The organism is Streptomyces sp. NPDC057099 (genome assembly GCF_042671245.1).
GTDB lineage: Bacteria > Actinomycetota > Actinomycetes > Streptomycetales > Streptomycetaceae > Streptomyces > Streptomyces purpurascens.
In genome coordinates, this window is sequence record NZ_JBHUTX010000006.1 from 202,970 (window position 1) to 225,179 (window position 22,210).

Below are 22,210 nucleotides of genomic sequence, written 5' to 3' on the forward strand. Positions count from 1 at the left end.
CCGCAGTCCATCAAGCCCTTACGTAACGGAAAGCGAGCACTACGACAGCCATGGCTGAGGCCCAGAACTCCCCCACTCTCGGCTCCGCTCGAGCGGGGGGACCCCCACCGGTGGGTTCCACCACCACCGGCTCGATCGCGGTGGCGGCCGAGTCGACCGTCGCGACCCGCATGAGCGCGCCCCCCTCCTTCGACGTGGCGGACTTCCCCGTCCCGCACGGCCGGGAGGAGGAGTGGCGGTTCACCCCGCTGGAGCGCCTGCGCGGTCTGCACGACGGCACCGCCGTGGCCAACGGCAACGGCGTGAAGGTCGAAGTCCAGGCCCCCGAGGGCGTCACCGTCGAGGCCGTCGGCCGCGACGACGCGCGGCTCGGCAAGGCGGGCACCCCGGCCGACCGCGTCGCCGCCCAGGCCTACTCCGCCTTCGAGAAGGCCTCGGTCGTGACCGTCCCCAAGGAGACCGTCCTCACCGAGCCGATCCGCATCGCGGTGCACGGCGAGGGCGGGACCGCCTTCGGCCACCAGGTGATCGAGCTGGGCGCCTTCGCCGAGGCCGTCGTGGTCATCGACCACACCGGTGACGCGGTGCTCGCCGCCAACGTCGACTACCTGCTGGGCGACGGCGCCAAGCTGACCGTCGTCTCCGTCCAGGACTGGGACGAGAAGGCCGTCCACGTCGCCCAGCACAACGCGCTCGTCGGCCGCGACGCCTCCTTCAAGTCGGTCGTCGTCACCTTCGGCGGCGACGTCGTCCGGCTGCACCCGCGCGTCGCCTACGCCGGCCCCGGCGGCGAGGCCGAGCTGTTCGGCCTGTACTTCACCGACCAGGGCCAGCACCAGGAGCACCGCCTCCTGGTCGACCACAACGTCCCGCACTGCAAGTCGAACGTCGTCTACAAGGGCGCGCTCCAGGGCGACCAGGCGCACGCGGTGTGGATCGGCGACGTGCTCATCGAGGCCAAGGCCGAGGGCACCGACACCTACGAGATGAACCGCAACCTGGTCCTCACGGACGGGGCGCGCGTGGACTCCGTACCCAACCTCGAGATCGAGACCGGCGAGATCGTCGGCGCCGGCCACGCCTCGGCGACCGGCCGCTTCGACGACGAGCAGCTCTTCTACCTCATGGCACGCGGCATTCCGGAGCAGGAGGCCCGCCGCCTCGTGGTCCGCGGCTTCTTCGCCGAGTTGGTCCAGCAGATCGGCCTCCCGGACATCGAGGAGCGCCTGATCGCCAAGATCGACGAGGAGCTGGAGGCGTCGGTGGCATGAGCCTCGCATTTGTACGCGTCTGTGGGCTGAGCGAGCTGGAGGACGACACCCCGAAGCGGGTGGAACTCGACGGCACGCCCATGTCCATCGTGCAGACCGAGGGCGAGGTGTTCGCGGTGTACGACATCTGCTCGCACGCGAACGTCTCCCTGTCGGAGGGCGAGGTCGACGACTGTCACATCGAGTGCTGGCTGCACGGCTCGCGCTTCGACCTCCGTTCCGGCAAGCCCGACGCCCTTCCGGCGACGCGCCCCGTCCCCGTATACCCCGTAAAGATCGAAGGGGACGACGTGCTCGTCTCCCTCACCCAGGAGTCCTGAGGCACCCATGGCAACGCTTGAAATCCGAGACCTGCACGTCACCGTCGAGGCCGACAACGCCACGAAGGAGATCCTCAAGGGCGTCGACCTCACCGTGAAGCAGGGCGAGACGCACGCCATCATGGGCCCGAACGGCTCCGGCAAGTCGACCCTCGCCTACTCCCTCGCGGGTCACCCGAAGTACACGATCACCGGCGGCACCGTCACCCTCGACGGCGAGGACGTCCTGGAGATGTCCGTCGACGAGCGGGCCCGCGCCGGCCTGTTCCTCGCCATGCAGTACCCGGTCGAGGTCCCCGGCGTCTCCGTCTCCAACTTCCTGCGCACCTCCGCCACCGCCATCCGCGGCGAGGCCCCCAAGCTGCGCACCTGGGTGAAGGAGGTCAAGGAGGCCATGCAGCGCCTCAACATCGACCCGTCCTTCGCCGAGCGCAACGTCAACGAGGGCTTCTCCGGCGGTGAGAAGAAGCGCCACGAGATCCTTCAGCTGGAGCTGCTCAAGCCGAAGATCGCGGTCCTCGACGAGACCGACTCCGGCCTGGACGTCGACGCCCTGCGCGTCGTCTCCGAGGGCGTGAACCGGGTCCGTGAGACGGGTGAGGTCGGCACCCTGCTGATCACCCACTACACCCGCATCCTCCGCTACATCAAGCCCGACCACGTGCACGTCTTCTCCGGCGGCCGCATCGTCGAGTCCGGCGGTGCCGAGCTCGCCGACAAGCTGGAGGACGAGGGCTACGAGGCATACACGAAGGGTGGCGCATCCGCGTGACACAGCTGCCGGGCCTCCTCGACACCGAGGCGCTCCGCAAGGACTTCCCGATCCTGGACCGCCAGGTCCATGACGGAAAGAAGCTCGTCTACCTCGACAACGCCGCGACCTCGCAGACCCCGCGCCAGGTCATCGACGTGCTCGACGAGTACTACGAGCAGCACAACGCCAACGTCCACCGTGGCGTGCATGTCCTCGCCGAGGAGGCCACGGCGCTGTACGAGGGCGCGCGCGACAAGGTCGCGGAGTTCATCAACGCGCCCTCGCGCAACGAGGTGATCTTCACCAAGAACGCCTCGGAGTCGCTCAACCTCGTGGCGAACATGCTGGGCTGGGCCGACGAGCCCTACCGCGTGGACTCCGAGACCGAGATCGTCATCACGGAGATGGAGCACCACTCCAACATCGTGCCGTGGCAGCTGCTCGCGCAGCGCACGGGCGCGAAGCTGAAGTGGTTCGGCCTCACCGACGACGGCCGCCTGGACCTGTCCAACATCGACCAGGTCATCACGGAGAAGACGAAGATCGTCTCCTTCGTGCTGGTCTCCAACATCCTGGGCACCCAGAACCCGGTCGAGGCGATAGTGCGCCGCGCCCAGGAGGTCGGTGCGCTGGTGTGCGTCGACGCCTCGCAGGCCGCTCCGCACATGCCGCTGGACGTACAGGCCCTGCAGGCCGACTTCGTGGCCTTCACCGGCCACAAGATGTGCGGCCCGACCGGCATCGGCGTCCTGTGGGGACGGCAGGAACTCCTGGAGGACCTGCCTCCGTTCCTCGGCGGCGGCGAGATGATCGAGACGGTGTCGATGCACTCCTCGACCTACGCCCCGGCGCCCCACAAGTTCGAGGCGGGCACGCCCCCGATCGCCCAGGCGGTCGGACTCGGCGCGGCGATCGACTATCTCAACTCGATCGGCATGGACAAGATCTTCGCCCACGAGCACGCGCTCACCGAGTACGCGGTGAAGCGGCTTCTGGAGGTCCCCGACCTCCGGATCATCGGCCCCACCACGGCCGAGGAGCGGGGCGCGGCGATCTCCTTCACCCTCGGGGACATCCACCCGCACGATGTGGGCCAGGTACTCGACGAGCAGGGCATCGCGGTCCGGGTCGGCCACCACTGCGCGCGGCCGGTCTGCCTGCGCTACGGAATTCCCGCGACCACACGAGCGTCGTTCTATCTGTACTCCACGCCGGCCGAGATCGACGCACTGGTCGACGGCCTGGAGCACGTACGGAACTTCTTCGGCTGAGAGGCGTGCGGAAACCGTGAAGCTGGATTCGATGTACCAGGAAGTCATCCTGGACCACTACAAGAACCCGCACGGGCGGGGCTTGCGGGACGGCGACGCCGAGGTGCACCACGTCAACCCGACGTGCGGTGACGAGATCACCCTGCGCGTGAAGTACGACGGCACGACGATCGAGGACGTCTCGTACGAGGGCCAGGGCTGTTCCATCAGCCAGGCGAGCGCGTCCGTACTGAACGAACTCCTCGTCGGCAAGGACCTCTCCGACGCGCGGAAGATCCAGGAGACCTTCCTGGAGCTGATGCAGTCCAAGGGGAAGCTCGAGCCCGACGACGCCATGGAGGAGGTCCTGGAGGACGCGGTCGCGTTCGCCGGGGTCTCCAAGTACCCGGCCCGGGTCAAGTGCGCCCTGTTGAGCTGGATGGCCTGGAAGGACGCGACGGCCCAGGCCCTGGGCGAGGCCGACGCCGAAAGGAAGACGACGGCATGAGCGAGACCATCGAGATGAAGCCGGCCTCGGAGGACGAGGTCCGCGAAGCCCTGTACGACGTCGTCGACCCCGAGCTGGGCATCGACGTCGTCAACCTCGGGCTGATCTACGGCATCCACATCGACGACGCGAACATCGCGACGATCGACATGACGCTGACGTCGGCGGCCTGCCCGCTCACCGACGTCATCGAGGACCAGGCGAAGTCGGCCACGGACGGCATCGTGAACGAACTGCGCATCAACTGGGTCTGGATGCCCCCGTGGGGCCCCGACAAGATCACGGACGACGGCCGGGAGCAGCTTCGGGCGCTCGGGTTCAACGTCTGAGACACACGTATGACGAAGGGGCGGCACCCTCCTGGGTGCCGCCCCTTCGCGTGCTCGTCTCCAGCGTGGCTCAGTCCAGCCCGCCCACCAGCCGGAACGACGCGTCCGCGCGGAAGTCGCCGTAGTGCTGGAACGGGTCGAGGCGGAGCTGGAAGTTGCGGTGGCGCAGGAAGCGGCCCGGGTAGTTCACCGACTCCAGCATGACCGCGCCCGAGGAGTACGCGGGGCGGGGGCAGAAGGTGGCGTCCTTGCGGAACAGGGACGAGCCGTCGTCGCCGTCCTTGACGAGGACGAAACTGCGGTGGCGGAGGTAGCGGCCGTCCGCGGTGGTGAAGGAGTAGCAGGAGGAGTCGGCGAGTCCGGCGACGCGCCGGAACGTGGCGTCCTCACGCTGCTCGGGGCCGGAGCCGATCGAGTCCAGACGCACATAGCCGTCGCGCACCCGCCAGTAGCGGTCGGGATAGTTGACCGAGCGTATGGATATCCCGTCGGACTTCGGGGGCTCGGGGGCCGGTGAAGTCCGGTCGGACTCCGAGGGCTTCGGTGCCTTGGGGCGCGGCTTCGGCGAGGCGCTCGGGCTGGTGGACGCGCTCGTCGTGGGGGTGGGCGACGGGCGTTCGCGGTCCTTGCCGGGCGTCCGCGTGGCGTTCTCGGAGGGCGTCGCGAAGGAGATCAGGCCGCCCGGGGCCGAACTGCTGAGTGTCGTCGGCTCCGCCGACTCGGCTGCCGGTTCGCCGGCCTGACTGTCCATCACGGCTATCGCCGTCACGCACGCGGTGACCGTGGCCAGGGCGAGGGCGCCCGCCAGCCAGAGCCTTCGCGTTCCCGGTGCCCGGGTGGTGTCCGGGGCCCAACCGCTTTCCCACGGACGGTCCTGTGGCGGCCGGGACTTGTCTTCTGTCATGCGCTGGTTCCTCCATCGGGGCACCCTTGACGGCGGCGCAGTTGTGGTGGCCCGGTGTGTGATCGGTGACACCGTAGTGGACGTCCGGGATCACCGGGGGCGTTATGTGAGAGCGGTTTCCGTCCTGTGATGTGTACGGTCGTACAGATGATGTGTACGCTGGTACACATGGGTTATCTGCTGCTGTCCGCGGCCATCGCCGCCGAAGTGGGTGCGACCACCGCCATGAAGTACAGCGACGGCTTCAGCAGGCTCGGGCCCTCGCTGCTCACGCTCCTCGGATACGTCGTCTCCTTCGCGCTGCTCGCGCAGACGCTGAAGACCGTCTCCGTCGGCTCGGCCTACGCCATCTGGGCCGGCGTCGGCACCGCGGCCATCGCCACCATCGGGATCCTGTTCCTGGGAGAGGGCATGACCGCCGCCAAGGCCGCCGGTATCGCGCTGATCATCGCCGGGGTCGTGGTGCTGAATCTGGGAGGTGCTCACTGATGCCCCGGCGTTACGACCCCGAGCGGCGGCAGCGGATCATCGACGCGGCGATCCGGGTCGTCGGGGCGAAGGGCATCGCGGGGCTGAGCCACCGCAGTGCCGCCGCCGAGGCCGATGTGCCGCTCGGCTCCACGACGTACCACTTCAAGACCCTCGACGAACTGCTGGTCGCCGCGCTGCGGCAGGCCAACGAGGGGTTCGCCAAGGTAGCCGCCGCGCGCGACGGCCTGCGGGATCCGCGGACCGACCTCGCGGCCGAACTCGCCGGGTGGATGAGCGAGTGGCTCGCGGGCGACCGCAACGCCATCGAGCTGGAGTACGAGCTGTATCTGGCCGCGCTGCGGCGACCCGCCCTGCGCCCTGTCGCCTCCGAGTGCACCGAGTCATTCGCCGAGTTGCTGTCCGGGCGCACGGATCCGGTCACCGCGCGGGCGCTCGTGGCGCTCATCGACGGCATCTGTCTTCAGGTGCTGCTGACGGGGGTGCCGTACGACGAGGCGTACGCACGCGAGGTGCTGGGGCGGGTCATGGCGGGGGCGGGTCCTCGCGGGACGGGGGAGTGAGGCCGATGGCGGGCGGGGGGTGAGGCCGGTGGCGGGGCGGCCGCCCCGCGTCGCCGACCAGCAGGGGAGACGTACCGCCCGGCACGTGAGACGCCTCCGTACCGGTTCGCATCGACCGCCGTCCGCCGGTTAGGTTGCCCTCATGACCGACACGACTGCTCCTCGCACCACCGGCGCCGTGGCCGCCGGCCTCGCCACGATCGCCGCCGACGGCACCGTCCTCGACACCTGGTTCCCCGCACCCGAGCTGGCCGGCGAGCCCGGTCCCTCCGGCACCGAGCGGCTGTCCGCCGAGCGTGCCGCGGAGCTGCTCGGCGACGGCGCGACCGCCGCGGTCGGCCCCGACGCCCGCCGGGGCGTCGAGGTGGTCGCGGTCCGCACGGTCATCGCCTCGATCGACGAGAAGCCGGTCGACGCGCACGACGTCTACCTCCGTCTGCACCTGCTCTCGCACCGTCTGGTGAAGCCGCACGGCCAGAGCCTCGACGGCATCTTCGGCCACCTCGCCAACGTCGCCTGGACCTCGCTGGGCCCGGTCGCCGTCGACGACCTGGAGAAGGTCCGCCTGAACGCGCGCGCCGAGGGCCTGCACCTGCAGGTGACGAGCGTGGACAAGTTCCCGCGCATGACGGACTACGTGGCCCCCAAGGGCGTCCGCATCGCCGACGCCGACCGGGTCCGCCTCGGTGCGCACCTCGCCGAGGGCACCACCGTCATGCACGAGGGCTTCGTCAACTTCAACGCCGGCACGCTCGGCACGTCGATGGTCGAGGGCCGTATCTCCGCGGGCGTCCTGATCGGCGACGGCTCGGACATCGGCGGCGGCGCCTCCACCATGGGCACGCTGTCCGGCGGCGGCAACGTCATCATCTCGATCGGTGAGCGCTGCCTGATCGGTGCCGAGGCGGGCGTGGGCATCGCCCTCGGCGACGAGTGCGTCGTCGAGGCCGGCCTCTACGTCACCGCCGGCACCCGCGTCACCATGCCCGACGGCCAGATCGTCAAGGCCCGCGAGCTGTCCGGCGCCTCCAACATCCTGTTCCGCCGCAACTCGGTCACCGGAACGGTCGAGGCCCGGCCGAACAACGCGGTGTGGGGCGGGCTGAACGAGATCCTGCACAGCCACAACTGATCCGCGTCGGTCATCGCCGAGCGCCCTCCCAGGCCCGAGAACGGCCGGGAGGGCGTTCGTGTGTTCAGGGCCGTTCCGCCGCCTTGACCTCAAGCAAAGTCGAGGTCCTAGCCTGCCGGGCAAGTGATCGATATCTGGGGGCAGGAGCGGGCGGCGATGATTCTTGTGACCGGTGCGACCGGGAACATCGGAAGGGCTCTGCTGGGGGAGTTGAGCCTGGGTGGTTCCGTGGCTGTGCGGGCTCTGACGCGGGATGCGGGACGGGTCTCGGTCCCTGCGGGGGTCGAAGTCGTCGAGGGTGATCTCGCGCGGGCGGATTCCCTGAAGGGCGCGCTGGAGGGGGTGCGTTCGCTGTTCCTGTTGTCGGGGACGGGGGCCGAGGAGGAGGTTCTCGCGGCTGCCAGGCGAGCGGGTGTGGAGCATGTGGTGCTCGTGTCGTCGATCACCGTGCAGACCCATCCGCATCTGCCGGCGGCCGGCGAGAACCTGGCCGTCGAGCGGTTGCTCAAGGACAGCGGGATGGCCTGGACGATCCTGCGGCCGACGCAGTTCGCCTCGAACACTCTGTGGTGGGCGGGGTCGATCCGTGCGGAGGGCGTGGTCCGGGCGCCGTATGCGGACGTCGGGCTTCCCGCCGTGCATCCCGCGGACATCGCCGCGGTCGCCCGGGTGGCGCTGATCCATCCGGGTCATCGAGGGCGGACGTACGCCCTGACGGGGCCGGCGCGCGTCACCGTCCGGCAGCAGGTCGCGGCCGTGGCGGCGGCTCTGGGGCGGACGGTGACCCTCGTCGAGATCAGCCCGGAGGAGGCGCATCGGGAGATGGCGCCCTTCCTGGGGGACGAGACCGCGCACGCGGTGCTCGATCTCATGGGCGGGGACGTCAACGACGAGTTGCTGGCGGTGCGCGACACGGTCGCGCGGGTCACCGGTTCCGCGGCCAGGCCGTTCCGGCAGTGGGCGGCGGAGAACGGCGACGGCTTCCGCTGAGCCGGGCCGCATGCGGACGTATTAGCGGGCGTGACCTCGTGACGGGCCAGGCAGATGAACCGGTGGACGCAGTGTCCGATCTGACGTCGAACCGATGAAACGAGGACCGGGGCATGAGGAACGAGCGGGAGCGGGTCGTGGCGCGCTGTCTGGCCGGGGCGGTCGCGGCACTGGCGGTGTGCTGGATTCCGGCGGGGGCCGCGCACGCCGACGAGACCAACACGAACTCGCACAACGGCCACCGGTTCGGTCTGGTCAACGTCAGCACCGGGCAGGTCGACGACCCGGCGGAGGACGTGCTGGAGCACACGCTGCTGTTCGGTGACGGGTACGCCTGGAACTGAATCGGCGGCACGCCTGCGGGGCGAGGTGCCGGGGTTCGTATCGCACGTGGGTGCGGTGCGGACCCCGGCCCGTTGGCGGGGCAGGGCCCACCCCGGGGCCGGTCAGGTGGTGGTCAGGGTCCTGTGGAGCGACAGGAGTTCCTCGGTCCTGGTGCGGTCGGCGGGGCGCAGGGGAGCGCGGACCGGGCCCGCGGGGAGGTTCAGCGCGGTGAGGAGTGCCTTCGTGGTGACGGTGCCCGGCAGGCCTGCCGACATGATCGCCTCGATGAGGGGGGTGGCTCGCTGCTGGAGGCGGGCCGCGTGCGCGGTGTCGCCCGCGTCGAACGCGTCCAGGACCGCTCGCAGGTGGCCCGGGATCACGTTCGCGACCGTGCTGACGTAACCCCTGCCGCCCACGGCGTACAGCGCGAGATTGTGCTCGTCGCAGCCCGCGTAGTACGCCAGATCCGTGCGGGACAGCACCTTCTGGGCGCCCAGGAAGTCGTACGAGCAGTCCTTCACCGCGACGATCCGGGGGTGTGCGGCGAGGCGGAGGATCGTCCCGGGCTCGACGCGGACGCCGGTGCGGATCGGGATGTCGTAGAGCATGAGCGGGAGTTCGGTCGCGTCCGCGATCTCGCGGAAGTGGGCCTCGATCGCGTCCTGCGGGGGCCTGCTGTAGTACGGCGGTATCGCCAACAGGCCGTCCGCGCCCGCCTTCTCGGCCTCCCGGGCCAGGTCGGCGGTGTGCCTCGTGTCGGCGGTGCCGATACCCGCGACGATCGACGCCCTGTCGGCCACGGCCTCACGGACGGCGGCGATCAGGGCCGACTTCTCGGCGTCCGTGGTGGTCGGGGACTCGCCCGTCGTGCCGGAGAGGACGAGGCCGTCGCAGCCGTGTGCGACCAGGTACGCGGCGAGGTGCTGGGCGCCGTCGAGGTCCAGGGTTCCGGTCTCGGTGAACGGGGTGATCATCGCGCAGAGGGTGCGGCCGAACGGTGGCGTCGTCGTCATGTCAGTAGTGTCGGCCGCATGACTGTGTAGCTCCACTTAAATTTGCTACCAGGTGTTGGTCAGATCTGCTTCGAGGTTGTGTGAGGGCGGTGAGGGTACTCGGGCGTTCCTACTTCGAGAGGAGGCGGAACACTGTGACCGGGACCATGGAACATCGGGTCGTGCACGACGAGCACCACTCCGTGGGCGAACTCGTCGGACAGGCCGCGGAGCAGCTCTCCCTGCTGGTGCGGCAGGAAGTGGCGCTCGCCAAGGAGGAGCTGGCCGAGAAGGGGCGGCGTGCGGGGCGTGGTGGCGGGCTGCTCGGCGCGGCGGGTGCCGTCGCCTACGCGGGGCTGCTCGCGCTGGCCGGTACAGGGGTTGCCGCGCTCTCGCTGGTGCTGTCCGTGTGGGCCTCGGCGCTCATCGTGACGGGGGTGCTGTTCGCCATCGCGGCCGTGCTGGGTGTGGTCGGCCGGGGGCAGCTGCGGCGGGCCACGCCTCCCACGCCTGAGGAGGCCCTCGGCAGTGTGAAGGCGGACGTGGAGGCGATCAGGGAAAGGGCGCATCGATGACGGACGCGACGGGCGGGGCCAAGGGGCCCGATGAGCTGCGGCGGCAGATCGAGCGGACCCGCAGCGAACTCGGCAACACCGTGGAGGAGCTGGCGGGGAAGGCGGATGTGAAGGGGCGTGCGCGTGCGCGGGCGGCTGATCTCCGGGACAAGGCCGGGGCGATGACCGTGCAGTTGCGCACCAGTGCGGTGCAGGCAGGGCACACGGTGCAGGACCGGGCGACGCATACGGGGCCCCAGCCGGTGCGGAACGCCGTTCAGGCCGGGTTGCGGCATCCGCGGCCGGTGTTGGTGGTGGGGGCGGCCGCGGGGGCGGTGGTGGCAGTCGGGGTGCTCCGGTGGAGGCATCACCAGGGGCGTTGACGCGCCGACCGCGGGCCGGCTGAAGCAGTCGTTCAGCCGGCCCCCGGGCGTTACGGGCGGAAGCGCAGGACCTGGGGGTCGTGGTCGCTGATCTGGTCGTTGAACTCCGCGTTGATGTGCACACTGTCGTACTCGAAGTCGCAGTCGCGGCGGATCGACGGGCTGATCAGGATCTGGTCGAGGACCTGGCTGTTGCCCTGGTAGACGTACGAGTAACGCTCGTTGCGGGGGAGCGACTTGATCGCCGACCAGAGTTCGCCGCGGCCCTCCAGGAGCTTCGCGGTCTTCGAGAACTCGAAGTCGTTGATGTCGCCCAGCGTGATGACGTCCGCGTTCTTCTGGGTGTCGAGGATGTCCTTGACGAAGGCGTTCACCAGCGTGGCCTGCTGGTGGCGCTGGGTCTCGGAACTGCGGGACGGCGGCTGGAACTGGGAGGTCAGGCCCTGGTCGCCGCCCTTGGAGTTGAAGTGGTTGGCGATCACGAAGACCGTACGGCCACGGAACGCGAACTCACCGGCCAGCGGCTTGCGGCTGTTCTTCCAGGCCTCGTCGGCGGGGGCGATACGGCCGGGGCTCAGCGTGAGGTGCGCCTTGCCGCGGATCTTCGTCACGTCGGTGGCCGTCGTGGCGTCGCCGCCCGCGCGGTCGGTGAAGGAGACCCGCTTCGGGTTGAACAGGAACGCCTGACGGATGTTGCCGCCCGGCTCGCCGCCGTCGGCGCCGTTGACCGGGTCGATCGAGCGCCAGTCGTACTTCGGGCCGCCGGCCGCCACGATCGCGTCGATCAGCTTGGTCAGGGTCTGGTCGGCGGCGACCGTGCCGTCGTTCGTCGCGCCGTTGTTGTCCTGGATCTCCTCCAGGGACACGATGTCGGGCGACTTCAGGTTGTTCACGATCGCGGAGGCGTGCTCGGCGAAGGTGGCGTCGGACGGGTCGAGGTTCTCGACGTTGTACGTCGCGACCGACAGTTCGCCGTTCTTGTGCTTGCGGGTGCTCTCGCGCTTGACGTCACCGGTCTTGAGCGTGCCGAGCTCGCTCGCCACCAGGGTGTAGCCGCCGAACTGGTTGTAGTCGAGCGGGCCCGCCGTCGTGCCGGAGAGCGTGTCGCCCACGTTCGCCTTCGGGAAGTCGGCCGTCGCTCCGAGGGACTGGATCTGGAGTCGGCCGGTGTTCTGGGCGTCGTAGGAGCCGTAGACCGTGCCGCCGTGGCGGTTGCGGTTCTCGTGCGGCTTCACCGTCACCCAGAGTTCGGTGTACGGGTCGGTGGCGCCGACGACACGGGTGTCGGAGACGCGGACGGTCATGCCCTCCAGCGCCTCGTAGTGGTCCAGGGCGTACTTCGAGGGCTTGAGGGCGAGGGCGTTGATCGAGCCGCTCGCCGTGGAGTCGCCGGGCGGGGCGTAGGCGGCGGGGACCGACCTGGCGTCGACCTTGGTGGCGGCGGGGAGCGTGTTGCCGCTGGAGAGGACCGTGAACGTCGGCTTGGTGATCTCCGTCAGCGACTGGTTGCCGGAGGCGGCGCCGCCGGGGACGTACTCCGCGACCGTGCCGCTGACCGTGACGGAGTCACCGACGGCGACGCCCTTCGGCGCCGAGCCGGTGAAGACGAAGACGCCCTCGCTGGTCGCCGGGTCGGCGTCCGGGTTCGGGTCCTGGATCCAGAAGCCGCGGGAGGAACCGTACGTCCGGATGCCGGTGACGATTCCGGCCACGTCCGTGACCTGCTTCCCGGCGTACGGGGAGGTCCGGGTGTTGCCCTGGACGTCGTGGACGCGGACCGAGTCCGCGTGCGCGGGGGTGGTGAGGACGATCGTGGATGCCGCGGAGCACGCGGCGGCGACGGTGAGCGCGGCGAGACGCGCGGACGACTTGCTCGGCAACGGGGTTCCCTCCGGGGACATGACAGGTGCCGGGACGAGGGTGGTGCGTGGACTGACTGCCGCTACCTGTGGGGCGGGCGGTGTGACGCGCGTAGCGGACGGTGGACGGGCGGACGGGGTGGGGCCGTCCCGGTGAACAACTGTCCGCCGACTTCTACGCGCGTCAATCTCCAGCCTGCTCATGTCACTTGTCAAGGTTTCGGCCATGTACGGCGGCTGACGGGGAGATGAAGCAGGCGGCATGGGTGGAAATCCGTCTAGGCTGAGCGGCTGAGTCGTAAGAGGCGCCCTAGGAGAAACAGCCGATGTCAGACAGCTCCCCCCTGCCGCCGGTGCGGCTGCACTCCGAAGCGGAGCTGGCACGTGCCGCACTGTCCACGCCATTGCTGTCCCGGGCCGCCCGGCTCGCCCGCTGGGCCGGGCCGGACACCCGCGTCGACGCCGGGGGAGGGCTCGTCGACGAGCAACTGCCCGCGGCGGCCGAGACACTCGGGCTGAGCGGGGACGATGCCGCCGCCGACGCCGGTGAGGCGTGGCGGGTGGCCGTGGACACCGGGCTCGTCGAGGTCGTCGACGAGGAGGAGGGCACCGTCCGCGCGGGCGAGGACCTCGCCCTGCTCACCGGCGGCTCGCCGCAGGACGTGCTCGCCCTGTGGCTCGCGGCCCTGGAGACGGTGCTCGCCGACGCGAGCGTGCCCGACCTGGAGGGACTCGCGGACCTCGTCGACGAGGACGGCGAACTCGACCTCTCCGGACTCGACTGGGACCCCGAGGCCGAGGCCGAGTTCCTCGACGGGGTGCTCGGCAACCTCTATCTGCTGACCGCCGGCGAGGACACGCCCGGCGAGGCGCCGGTGCCGCTGCCCGCGCTGGCCGCGTCGGTGATCGTGCCCAGCGACATGGGCGAGCCCACCAACGACGTCCTGGAGCAGGTGTCCGACGCGATGATGCGGCTGGACGACCAGTTCCGGATGCTGGAGCCGGTGGGGTTCGTCGAGTACCAGCCGGTGGACGAGGCGCTCATGGCCGACGCCGACGAGGAGCCAGCGGCGCCCGTCGACGACACCGACGTCTCCCGCTACGGCATGGTCCGCCTCACCCCGCTCGGGCTCTACGGGATGCGCGCCCGGCTGCTGGAGGCCGGGTTCGAGGCACCGGCCGTCGGGGACCTCGCGGACAAGGGCGCCGACGCGCTGCTCCACGGCACGGCTGCGTTCCCGCCGGCCGCCGCGCAGGCCGAGACCGAGCAGTGGCTGGCCCGCCGTGACCCCCTCGCCTCCGCGCGGGAGCTGCTGGCGGCGGCCCGTGGCGCGGACGCCGGTGCGCCGCTGCGGCGGCTGCGCTGCCAGCAGGCGCTGTCCCTGGTCGGCGCCTCGGCCGAGCCGGCGCTGCGGGAGGTTCTCGACGACGCCGAGCTGGGCGGGCTCGCGCGGGTCTGGCTGACCGAGCACGGGGCGGTGGATGTGCCGCCGCCGTCCGAGGCGATGGTGTACTGGCTGACCATCGACACGGTGGCCGCGCAGCTTGCCGCGGAAGGGAACTCCGAGGAGTTGCGGGCGCTGGTTCAGGGGCTCGCTCAGCAGCACAGTGGGTTCTTCGCGGCGGTGTGGCGGGTGGATCATCCGGCTGTGGCCGATGTGCTGGAGGCGATGGGGCGGTTGCATCCGGACAAGAAGGTCGCGAAGGAGGCCCGGAAGGCTGCGTTCAAGGCGCGGTCGCAACAGGGTGGTTGATCCCGGTTTGCGGGTGCCGGCTCGGCGTGGCTTGTCGCGCAGTTCCCCGCGCCCCTTGGGGCGGTGTTCAACTCGCGTTCACAGGTGAGCGAGACGGTGTTGCCGAAACGAGGTCCGCCACCCTCCACGGCATTCTCACCGTCACAGGAGACACCATGTCGCTCACCCGCAGGGACTTCGCCAGAACCTCCGTGATCACCGGTGCCGGTGTCGCGCTGGCGGGCAGTGTCGGCGCCCTCGCCACCGCACCGAACGCCCTCGCCTCCTACGACACCGACAGCACGGGGGACGCGTCCGCGGACTCCCGGCACGGAGTCGGCTACGGGCCGCTGGTCCCGGACCCCGAGGGCATCCTCGCCCTGCCCGCCGGCTTCACGTACCGGATCCTCACCTACAGCGGCAGGACGAAGCTGGAGTCCGGCGAGTTCACGCCGTCCAACCACGACGGCACCGCCACCTTCGACGGCCCCCGCGGCACCACCCTGCTCGTCAACAACCACGAACTGAAGGGCCCGCGCGCCAACTGGGAGCACCCGGTGCCGCTCACCGAGGGCCTCGTCTACGACCCGGCCGCCGCCGGTGGCTGCACGGTCGTCGAGGTGCGCCCCGGCGGCCGCGTCGCCGAGTGGGTGGGCATCGCCGGCACCTCTACCAACTGCGCCGGCGGCAGCACCCCCTGGGGCACCTGGCTCACCTGCGAGGAGAACTCCGACAAGGCCGGCGTCAACGGCATGACCAAGGACCACGGCTACGTGTTCGAGGTCGACCCGTGCGACCGGCGCGTCAACCGCGGCCCCAAGCCTCTGAAGTTCTTCGGCCGCTACGACCACGAGGCCGTCGTCATCGACCCCAGGCGGGGCCACGCCTACCTCACCGAGGACGCCGCCGGCCCCAACGGCCTCTTCTTCCGCTGGACCCCGCCGAAGGGCTTCGTGTACGGCCCCGGGAAGTTCCGCGAGCTCGCCGACGACGCCGGTGTCCTCCAGGCTCCCAAGTGCTTCGACTCCGGCGGCAAGTTCGTCGACGACCTGTCCCGGGCCACGAAGATCGGCACCGTGTACGGCGTCGACTGGCTGGACGTGCCGGACCGCGACGCCCGCACCACCCCCGTGCGCAAGCAGTTCAAGGACGACCAGATCACCCGCGCCCGCAAGCTGGAGGGCATGTGGTGGGGCGACGGCGGCGCCTACATCGTCTCCTCGTACGCCCGTGAGGAGAGCCCCGGCCGGCACGACGGGCAGGTCTGGTTCTACGACCCCAAGCGCCGGACACTGACCCTGAAGGTCCTGCTCGGCGTCAACCCCGACCCCTCCGAGGACGGCGCCTTCGACGGCCCCGACAACATCACCGTCTCCCCGTACGGCGGCCTCGTCATCGCCGAGGACGGGGAAGGAATCCAGCACCTGTTCGGCGCCACCGACAGCGGACGGACGTACCCGATCGCCCGCAACGAGCTCAACACCGGCACCGAGGAGGAGCCGGAATACAGCGAGTTCACCGGTGTCACCTTCTCTCCCGACGGCCGGACGCTCTACGCCAACATTCAGACCCCGGGCATCATGCTGGCCATCACCGGGCCTTGGAAGCGGCAGCGCCGGTAGCCGCCTCAGTCCCTCACACGAGTGATCTTCGTCCGCTTGTCCCAGCCCATCCTCGCGCCGCCATAGCGTTTGTCGCTCGCACTGGTTGTCGTTCGATGCGGGGTGGGCTGTGGAAACGGGCGGGCACGGAGGGGTTGTCGAGGGCTCGCGCGTGTGGCTGCCGGACGGATCGGTGCGTGCGATTGAGGAAGTGGTCGCCCAATGCCTCCCCGTGCTCTCCTTCAGTAAGCCGTGGGACACCAGGCCTGTTCGGTACGGGGCAAACCAGGGTCTGCGAGACCATTCGGTCGGTGAAATCGTCGCTTCGGCTCCGGACTCTGTTTTCGGGGGCATCCTTAGACCGGTGATGAAGATCGGTTTCGTCTCTGGCCGTACGGTCGAAGCGGCATTGGATCAGCCGTGGGTGACCCAACGGCGGATCGGGCGGCAGGCGTGGCAGTGGAAGCGCACCGATCTCCTGGTTCCGGGTGATCGCGTGCCGTTTCCATTGTCCGCTTCTCATTTTGGCAGGGAGGGCAAAGCCCGCGAGGGGTACTTCGTCGGCGCGATGCTCGGGGACGGCGGGATGACCTCGTGTACCCCGGAATTTCACGGAGACCCTTCGGACGGAGCGGTGGGGTTCATGCGTGAGTTCGCTGCCGAGTACGGGTGTGGTGTGCGCGAGATTCCGCAGGGTGCCATCGTGCGGCTGCGGTTTCCCTACAGGGCGGGGCATCGCAACCCGTTCACAGACTGCCTGCGGCGATTCGGAGTGTGGGGTCAGCGATGCGATGAGAAGCAGCTCCCCGATATCCGGTTCAGTCGTGAATTCTGGATCGGATGTCTTTCAGGTCTTGTCGACACCGATGGCTGTGTTCGCGAGAGGGTCAATCCTCGGGGTACCAAGCACGGATCAGTCGAGTTCGCCACCGTCTCGCCTCTCCTTGCGGTGCAGGTGTCCGATGCTCTCTTGCGCTTGGGAGTCGCGAACAGGGTTCGGGTGGACCGAAGGCAGCGGAGACCGGGACATGTGGTGAATGGCTACGCTGTCATGAGTCGACGCCCGATTCACGTCGTGGAGATCTCACGGGCTACCGCGCTCGTTCGTCTCGCCGGACTGCTGGACCTCCGTATCGGGTACAAGGCGTCCAAGCTGCAGAAGTTGGTGTCCACGGTCGGGCACGTCGCTCCGGCGTGTAGTGAGATGCATGGCTATGACGAGTCCGTGGCCCTTGACCGGGTGAAGAGCCTTTCGCCAATTGGTGTTCGCCGCGTTCATGGTGTCGTGGTCGATCGTTCTGGGCTGTTCGTGGTCAATGGCCTCGTGACAGGCGCCGGGGATGATCAACGCATGTGAACAGGTCAAGGCCTTGTCCACGGCCACCACTGACATCTAACATTTCAGTTATGGAGGCCATCCGACCCGTGCCCCGGACCCTGCTCAGGGACCGGGCGTACGCGGCGATCCGGGACGCCATCGTGGCCGGGGAGATCGAACCCGGGGCGGTGGTGCGGGACGCCGAGTTCGCGGAGCGGCTCGGGCTGTCCCGGGCGCCGGTGCGGGACGCGTTCTCCCGGCTGGTGGACGAGGGGCTGTTGGAGAGCAAGCCGCAGAGCTACACCCGGGTGACTCCGCTCGTGGCCTCCGACGTGCGGGACGCCGCCGCCGTGGTCGGTGCCATGCACGAGCTGGTGACGCGGGTCGCCGTGCCCCGGCTGAAGGCCGCGGACATCGAGGAGATGCGGGCCGCCAACGAGCGGTTCGCCGCCGCCGTCGGCAGCGGAGACGTGGACGCGGCCCTGCGTGCCGACGACGCGCTGCACGAGGTCCTCGTCCGGGTGAGCGGCAATCGCGCCGCAGCCGCGACGGCCGCCCGCTACACCCCGCTCATCCGCCGCCTGGAGCGACGGCGCTTCGGGCAGGGCGGGAGCTGCCGTTCCACCGGGCTGCACGAGCGGCTGATCGAGGCCTGCGCGGCCGGTGACGTGGCCGAGGCGGTCCGCGTCACGGCGGAGATCTGGCGGGGGCTCGAAGCACTCGCCGACTGACCGACCCCCGAACCCGGGAGGACCCATGCCCCTTTCCTCGTACGAGCGTTACCCGCTGCTCTTCGGGCCCTCGCCCGTCCACCGTCTGGAGCGGCTGACCGAGCACCTCGGCGGTGCCTCCCTCTGGGCCAAGCGCGAGGACTGCAACTCCGGTGTCGCGTACGGCGGGAACAAGACCCGCAAGCTGGAGTACCTGGTCGCCGACGCGCTCGCCCAGGGCTGTGACACGCTCGTCTCGATCGGCGGGGTGCAGTCCAACCACACCCGCCAGGTCGCGGCCGTCGCCGCCCGGGCCGGGCTCAAGTGCGTCCTCGTACAGGAGAGTTGGGTGGACTGGCCCGACGCCGTGTACGACAAGGTCGGCAACATCCTGATCAGCCGGCTCGCCGGGGCCGATGTGCGGCTGGTGAAGGCCGGGTTCGGGATCGGGTTCAAGGAGAGCTGGGAGCAGGCGCTCCGGGAGGTCGAGGAGGGCGGCGGGAAGCCGTACGCCATCCCGGCCGGTGCCTCCGACCATCCGCTCGGCGGCCTCGGCTTCGCCGCCTGGGCGCATGAAGTGGTGCAGCAGGAGCGGGAGCTGGGCGTCTTCTTCGACACCGTCGTCGTGTGCTCGGTGACCGGGTCGACGCAGGCCGGCATGGTCGCCGGGTTCGCCGCGCTGGAGGAGGCGGGCGGGCGGCCCCGGCGCGTGCTCGGCATCGACGCCTCGGCCAAGCCGGCCGCCACCCGCACGCAGATCGCCCGGATCGCCCACAACACCGGGCAGCTCATCGGCCTCAAGCGCGAGCTGACCGAGTCCGACGTCGAACTCGACGAGCGCTACCACGCGGGCATCTACGGCATCCCCGACGAGACCACCCTGGCGGCGATGCGCCTCGCGGCCCGGACGGAGGGCATGGTCACCGACCCCGTGTACGAGGGGAAGTCCATGGCCGGAATGATCGGCCTGGTCTCCGACCGGGAGATCGGCCGCGACTCCACGGTCCTCTACGCGCACCTCGGCGGGCAGCCGGCGCTGAACGCGTACAGCGCGCTGTTCTGAGGGACACCTCGGGAATCAACCCGCCGGGGCCCGGGTTGTCTGCGGTTACCCGAGATCACGGAGGAGCCCATGCCCGAGGAACCAGCCGTTCGAGAACTCCGGCTCGTCGTGACCGCCGACGACTACGACGCCGCGCTGCACTTCTACCGGGACGTGCTCGGTCTGGCCGAGAAGGGAGCCTTCGCCTCGGAGGGCGGGCGGGTCACGATTCTCGATGCCGGGCGGGCCACGCTGGAGCTGACCGATCCGAACCACGCGGCCTTCATCGACGAGGTCGAGGTGGGGCGTCGGGTGGCCGGGCATGTCCGGGTCGCCTTCCAGGTGGACGACTCCGTCGCCGTCACGGCGAAGCTGGCCGCCGCCGGGGCCGAGGTCGTCGCCGAGCCGACGCGCACCCCGTGGAACTCCCTGAACTCCCGGCTGGAAGCCCCCGGCGCCCTCCAGCTCACCCTGTTCACGGAGCTCGACGACTGAGCGGCCCGCCCCGCTTCCCCTGCCGGGCCGGATCCGGCGCCGGATACAGTGCTCTGCGTGCGGACGGACAATCAGCGGGGGGAGCCGGGCACGGACCGGCCCGATGGTGCCCGGCGCCGGGCCACGATCCACGATGTCGCACGGCTGGCCGGGGTGTCACGCCAGACGGTCTCCCGGGCGGTCAACGACAAGGGTGAGATCGACCCGGGCACCAAGGAACGGGTGCTGGAGGCGGCGCGGCTCCTGGACTACCGGCCCAGCCGGTTCGCGCGCGGGCTCGTCCAGAAGGGGGCGGTGACGGCGGGCCTGGTCATCCCGGACCTGCGGAACCCGTTCTTCCCCGAGGTGGCCGCCGGCGTGCTGGAGGCGGCCGAGCAGCGCGGCTGGCAGGTCGTCGTATGGGACTCCCGTATCGACGAGGCCAGGGAGCGGCAGGCGCTGGACGTGCTCTCGCACCAGGCCGACGCGGTCGTGGGCTACTTCAAGGACTCGGACGAGGTGCTCACCCGGCACCTCGGGGGAGTGCCCCTGGTGCTGCTGGAGCGCGGCCCGCAGCAGACCCGGTTCGCGGCCGTCGGCATCGACGCCTTCGCCGGTGTCGAGCAGGGCATCGCCCACCTGGTCGAGGCCGGGCACCGCCGGATCGGCATGCTGGACGGCGAGCACGGCCCCGGGGCCCGTGGGCAGGCCTTCCTCGAGCAGATACGGCGGCACGGTCTGCCCGTCGACGAGAGCTGGATCGTGCTGTGCCCCGAGCACAGCGTGGCGGGCGGCGAGGCCGGCATGGAGCGGCTGCTGGACGCGCGGCCGGAGATCACCGCGGTCTTCGGCTTCAACGACCTGATCGCGGTCGGGGCGATGCGCACCGCCCGCCGCCGCGGCCGCAGGGTGCCGGACGATCTGGCCGTGCTGGGCTTCGACGGTCTCTCCCTGGGTGAGCTGGTGGACCCCGCCCTGACCACCCTGCACATCGACAAGCGGCAGCTGGGACGGCTGGCCGTCGAGCAGATGGCCCGGCTGTGCGCCGGCGAGGAGCCGCTGCGGGGCGCGGACGCCTGGGTGACGCCCGAACTGGTCGTACGCGAGTCCGCCTGACGCCCCGGGCCGCCGTGCCCGTCGGCGGATCCGCCGTGCAAGATCTGCCGCGCAGTCCCTTGACACCGGTTTTCGGGCGCCCCGATACTCAACGGCAACGCTCACGTGAACGTTCACGAAGCCCCAGAATCCCCCATCGCGAGACCGTCGGCCCGACCACCACGCGCCCGCCGACATCGTTGTCTTCGCTTCCTCATCCCGGAAGCCTCCCCCCATCCCCGTGAGAACGGGCCCGCGGCAGCGCTGTCCCCCGGCCGCGGTACGCCCGGAAAGCGAGTGCGCGCCCATGGAACACCGCACGATGTCCCGCAGACGATTTCTGGGGGCCTCCCTCGGCGGCGCGGGAGCGGGCCTGCTCGGACTGACCGGATGCGGGACCGAGGCGGGCTCGGCCTCCGCCGGCACGGACCACCTCAGCCTCTGGTACTGGAAGGGCTCGCTCAGCGACAAGCTGCTCGCCACCGCCAGGCGCGGTGTGCCCGGCGTGCCGGGACTGACGGTGAAGGGCTCCCAGATCCCGGACGGCGAGATCGACTCCAAGGTGCGCACCAGCCTCGCCGCCCGCGCCTACGTTCCGGACCTGACGGTCGTCAACAGCGACAACCTCGCCACGTTCTTCCCCGACGAGAACGAGTTCCTCGACCTGCGCACGCTCGGCGCGGAGTCCGTCCGCGACCAGTACCTCGACTGGAAGTGGAAGGCCTGCTTCACCCCGACGGGCCGGATGATCGGCTTCCCCCTCGATGCCGGCCCCACCGCGCTCTACTACCGCCGGGACCTCTTCGAGAAGGCCGGACTGCCCCACGAACCGGCGGATGTCGCCGAAGGCCTGTCCACCTGGGAGAAGTTCATCGCCGCCGGACGGACCCTGCGGGCCAAGGGACCCGGCGAGCCCTACCTCGTGAGCAACATCGGCAATGTCTTCCAGCAGGTCCTGCTCCAGAGCCCCCAGCAGTTCGTGGACGCCGACAACCGCTTCATCGGCGATCAGGAGCACGTCCGCCGCGCCTGGGATCTCTCCGTGGAGATCCTCCGGCAGAAGCTCAGCGCCCGGATCACGGACGGCACGCCCGACTTCAACGCGGCCATGAGCGGGGGCCGCGTCGCCACCATGACCACGGCGGTGTGGGCCATCTACGGCCTGAAGGACACCGCCCCCAAGACCTCCGGATCCTGGCGGCTGACCACCCTGCCCGACGGCCCCTGCAACTACGGCGGCTCCTACGTCACCCTGACCCGCTACTGCCGGGAACCGGAAGCGGCCTTCGCCTTCCTGAAGTGGCTGCTCAGCCCCGCGAACCAGCTCAAGAGCTACCAGGAGATGGCCCTGTTCCCCACCACCCCGGCCGCCTACGCCGACCCGGCGATGCACAAGCCCGACGCCTTCTTCGGCGGTCAGCAGCCCATCGACGTCTTCGGCCCGGCCGCCCAGAAGGCCCCCGTCGTCTACTTCAGCCCCTACGAGGAGACCGCCAACACCCCGTTCTTCCAGGAGCTGACCAATGTGGAGATGCTCGGCAAGAACCCCGACCGGGCGTGGCGGGACGCCGTGAACACGGCCGAGACCACGCTGTCCCGGGTGGGGGTGAGCTGA

General features: G+C 70.1%; 24 protein-coding genes. 21 read left to right on the forward strand and 3 right to left on the reverse strand.

Going from position 1 to position 22,210, the window contains the following annotated elements; genetic code table 11:
• The first annotated feature begins 50 nt into the window (after positions 1–50).
• From sufD to ACFT4A_RS11380, 6 genes are read left to right on the forward strand one after another with little or no spacing between them, the layout of a single operon-like run.
• The gene (gene sufD / locus ACFT4A_RS11355) at positions 51–1,271 is read left to right on the forward strand and encodes a Fe-S cluster assembly protein SufD (RefSeq protein WP_382828141.1); all 1,221 of its coding nucleotides are present in this window, start codon (positions 51–53) and stop codon (positions 1,269–1,271) included.
• The gene (locus ACFT4A_RS11360) at positions 1,268–1,591 is read left to right on the forward strand and encodes a non-heme iron oxygenase ferredoxin subunit (RefSeq protein ID WP_189731059.1); all 324 of its coding nucleotides are present in this window, start codon (positions 1,268–1,270) and stop codon (positions 1,589–1,591) included. The genes sufD and ACFT4A_RS11360 overlap by 4 nt, the downstream gene beginning before the upstream one ends.
• Before the next feature lie 7 nt (positions 1,592–1,598).
• Positions 1,599–2,363 carry a Fe-S cluster assembly ATPase SufC gene (gene sufC / locus ACFT4A_RS11365; RefSeq protein WP_189731061.1) on the forward strand — a complete coding sequence of 255 codons (765 nt, stop codon included), beginning with the start codon at positions 1,599–1,601 and terminating at the stop codon, positions 2,361–2,363.
• Positions 2,360–3,616, forward strand: coding sequence for a cysteine desulfurase (locus ACFT4A_RS11370; RefSeq protein ID WP_382498721.1), 1,257 nt, complete (start codon positions 2,360–2,362; stop codon positions 3,614–3,616). The genes sufC and ACFT4A_RS11370 overlap by 4 nt, the downstream gene beginning before the upstream one ends.
• A 16-nt stretch (positions 3,617–3,632) precedes the next feature.
• The gene (gene sufU / locus ACFT4A_RS11375; protein WP_382828143.1) at positions 3,633–4,103 is read left to right on the forward strand and encodes a Fe-S cluster assembly sulfur transfer protein SufU; all 471 of its coding nucleotides are present in this window, start codon (positions 3,633–3,635) and stop codon (positions 4,101–4,103) included.
• Positions 4,100–4,432 carry a metal-sulfur cluster assembly factor gene (locus ACFT4A_RS11380; protein WP_184596910.1) on the forward strand — a complete coding sequence of 111 codons (333 nt, stop codon included), beginning with the start codon at positions 4,100–4,102 and terminating at the stop codon, positions 4,430–4,432. The genes sufU and ACFT4A_RS11380 overlap by 4 nt, the downstream gene beginning before the upstream one ends.
• 70 nt (positions 4,433–4,502) lie before the next feature.
• On the opposite strand, the gene ACFT4A_RS11385 is transcribed toward ACFT4A_RS11380, so the two are convergent.
• Positions 4,503–5,336 (reverse strand): AbfB domain-containing protein, encoded by an 834-nt coding sequence (locus ACFT4A_RS11385; protein WP_382828146.1) that lies wholly within the window; start codon positions 5,334–5,336, stop codon positions 4,503–4,505.
• 168 nt (positions 5,337–5,504) lie between these two features.
• On the opposite strand from ACFT4A_RS11385, the gene ACFT4A_RS11390 reads away from it, so the two are divergent.
• From ACFT4A_RS11390 to ACFT4A_RS11410, 5 genes are all read left to right on the forward strand, one after another.
• Positions 5,505–5,825: a DMT family transporter gene (locus ACFT4A_RS11390; protein ID WP_382828148.1), complete on the forward strand. Its 321-nt coding sequence runs from the start codon at positions 5,505–5,507 to the stop codon at positions 5,823–5,825.
• Positions 5,825–6,388 carry a TetR/AcrR family transcriptional regulator gene (locus ACFT4A_RS11395; RefSeq protein ID WP_382828150.1) on the forward strand — a complete coding sequence of 188 codons (564 nt, stop codon included), beginning with the start codon at positions 5,825–5,827 and terminating at the stop codon, positions 6,386–6,388. Before ACFT4A_RS11390 ends, ACFT4A_RS11395 begins: the two co-directional genes overlap by 1 nt.
• A 142-nt stretch (positions 6,389–6,530) precedes the next feature.
• On the forward strand, positions 6,531–7,520 hold the full coding sequence (gene dapD, locus ACFT4A_RS11400) for a 2,3,4,5-tetrahydropyridine-2,6-dicarboxylate N-succinyltransferase (RefSeq protein WP_382828152.1): 990 nt from the start codon (positions 6,531–6,533) through the stop codon (positions 7,518–7,520).
• Between the two features lie 156 nt (positions 7,521–7,676).
• A complete protein-coding gene (locus ACFT4A_RS11405) occupies positions 7,677–8,510 on the forward strand; it encodes an NAD(P)H-binding protein (RefSeq protein ID WP_382828154.1) in 834 nt (277 codons plus the stop codon).
• 113 nt (positions 8,511–8,623) lie between these two features.
• Complete coding sequence (locus ACFT4A_RS11410) at positions 8,624–8,854, forward strand: hypothetical protein (RefSeq protein WP_382828157.1); 231 nt, start codon at positions 8,624–8,626, stop codon at positions 8,852–8,854.
• Between the two features lie 102 nt (positions 8,855–8,956).
• Here ACFT4A_RS11410 and dapA read toward each other — a convergent pair whose 3' ends face one another.
• Positions 8,957–9,847, reverse strand: a complete 891-nt coding sequence (gene dapA / locus ACFT4A_RS11415; protein WP_382828158.1) for a 4-hydroxy-tetrahydrodipicolinate synthase — start codon at positions 9,845–9,847, stop codon at positions 8,957–8,959.
• A gap of 134 nt (positions 9,848–9,981) precedes the next feature.
• On the opposite strand from dapA, the gene ACFT4A_RS11420 reads away from it, so the two are divergent.
• On the forward strand, positions 9,982–10,401 hold the full coding sequence (locus ACFT4A_RS11420; RefSeq protein WP_382828161.1) for a phage holin family protein: 420 nt from the start codon (positions 9,982–9,984) through the stop codon (positions 10,399–10,401).
• Positions 10,398–10,763: a DUF3618 domain-containing protein gene (locus tag ACFT4A_RS11425; RefSeq protein WP_382828163.1), complete on the forward strand. Its 366-nt coding sequence runs from the start codon at positions 10,398–10,400 to the stop codon at positions 10,761–10,763. The genes ACFT4A_RS11420 and ACFT4A_RS11425 overlap by 4 nt, the downstream gene beginning before the upstream one ends.
• Before the next feature lie 50 nt (positions 10,764–10,813).
• Here ACFT4A_RS11425 and ACFT4A_RS11430 read toward each other — a convergent pair whose 3' ends face one another.
• Positions 10,814–12,643 carry an endonuclease/exonuclease/phosphatase family protein gene (locus tag ACFT4A_RS11430; RefSeq protein ID WP_382828165.1) on the reverse strand — a complete coding sequence of 610 codons (1,830 nt, stop codon included), beginning with the start codon at positions 12,641–12,643 and terminating at the stop codon, positions 10,814–10,816.
• Positions 12,644–12,948: 305 nt separating this feature from the next.
• Here ACFT4A_RS11430 and ACFT4A_RS11435 point away from each other — a divergent pair, with 305 nt between their 5' ends.
• From ACFT4A_RS11435 to ACFT4A_RS11470, 8 genes are all read left to right on the forward strand, one after another.
• Positions 12,949–14,376 carry a hypothetical protein gene (locus ACFT4A_RS11435; RefSeq protein WP_382828167.1) on the forward strand — a complete coding sequence of 476 codons (1,428 nt, stop codon included), beginning with the start codon at positions 12,949–12,951 and terminating at the stop codon, positions 14,374–14,376.
• Positions 14,377–14,531: 155 nt separating this feature from the next.
• On the forward strand, positions 14,532–15,977 hold the full coding sequence (locus ACFT4A_RS11440) for an alkaline phosphatase PhoX (protein WP_382828169.1): 1,446 nt from the start codon (positions 14,532–14,534) through the stop codon (positions 15,975–15,977).
• 346 nt (positions 15,978–16,323) lie between these two features.
• Complete coding sequence (locus ACFT4A_RS11445) at positions 16,324–17,313, forward strand: LAGLIDADG family homing endonuclease (protein WP_382828480.1); 990 nt, start codon at positions 16,324–16,326, stop codon at positions 17,311–17,313.
• A gap of 50 nt (positions 17,314–17,363) precedes the next feature.
• Complete coding sequence (locus tag ACFT4A_RS11450; protein ID WP_382828172.1) at positions 17,364–18,005, forward strand: GntR family transcriptional regulator; 642 nt, start codon at positions 17,364–17,366, stop codon at positions 18,003–18,005.
• Positions 18,006–18,030: 25 nt separating this feature from the next.
• Complete coding sequence (locus tag ACFT4A_RS11455) at positions 18,031–19,047, forward strand: 1-aminocyclopropane-1-carboxylate deaminase (RefSeq protein WP_382828175.1); 1,017 nt, start codon at positions 18,031–18,033, stop codon at positions 19,045–19,047.
• 69 nt (positions 19,048–19,116) lie between these two features.
• Positions 19,117–19,521 carry a VOC family protein gene (locus ACFT4A_RS11460; protein ID WP_382828178.1) on the forward strand — a complete coding sequence of 135 codons (405 nt, stop codon included), beginning with the start codon at positions 19,117–19,119 and terminating at the stop codon, positions 19,519–19,521.
• 57 nt (positions 19,522–19,578) lie between these two features.
• Positions 19,579–20,616: a LacI family DNA-binding transcriptional regulator gene (locus ACFT4A_RS11465; protein WP_382828181.1), complete on the forward strand. Its 1,038-nt coding sequence runs from the start codon at positions 19,579–19,581 to the stop codon at positions 20,614–20,616.
• 301 nt (positions 20,617–20,917) lie between these two features.
• The gene (locus tag ACFT4A_RS11470; RefSeq protein WP_382828184.1) at positions 20,918–22,210 is read left to right on the forward strand and encodes an ABC transporter substrate-binding protein; all 1,293 of its coding nucleotides are present in this window, start codon (positions 20,918–20,920) and stop codon (positions 22,208–22,210) included.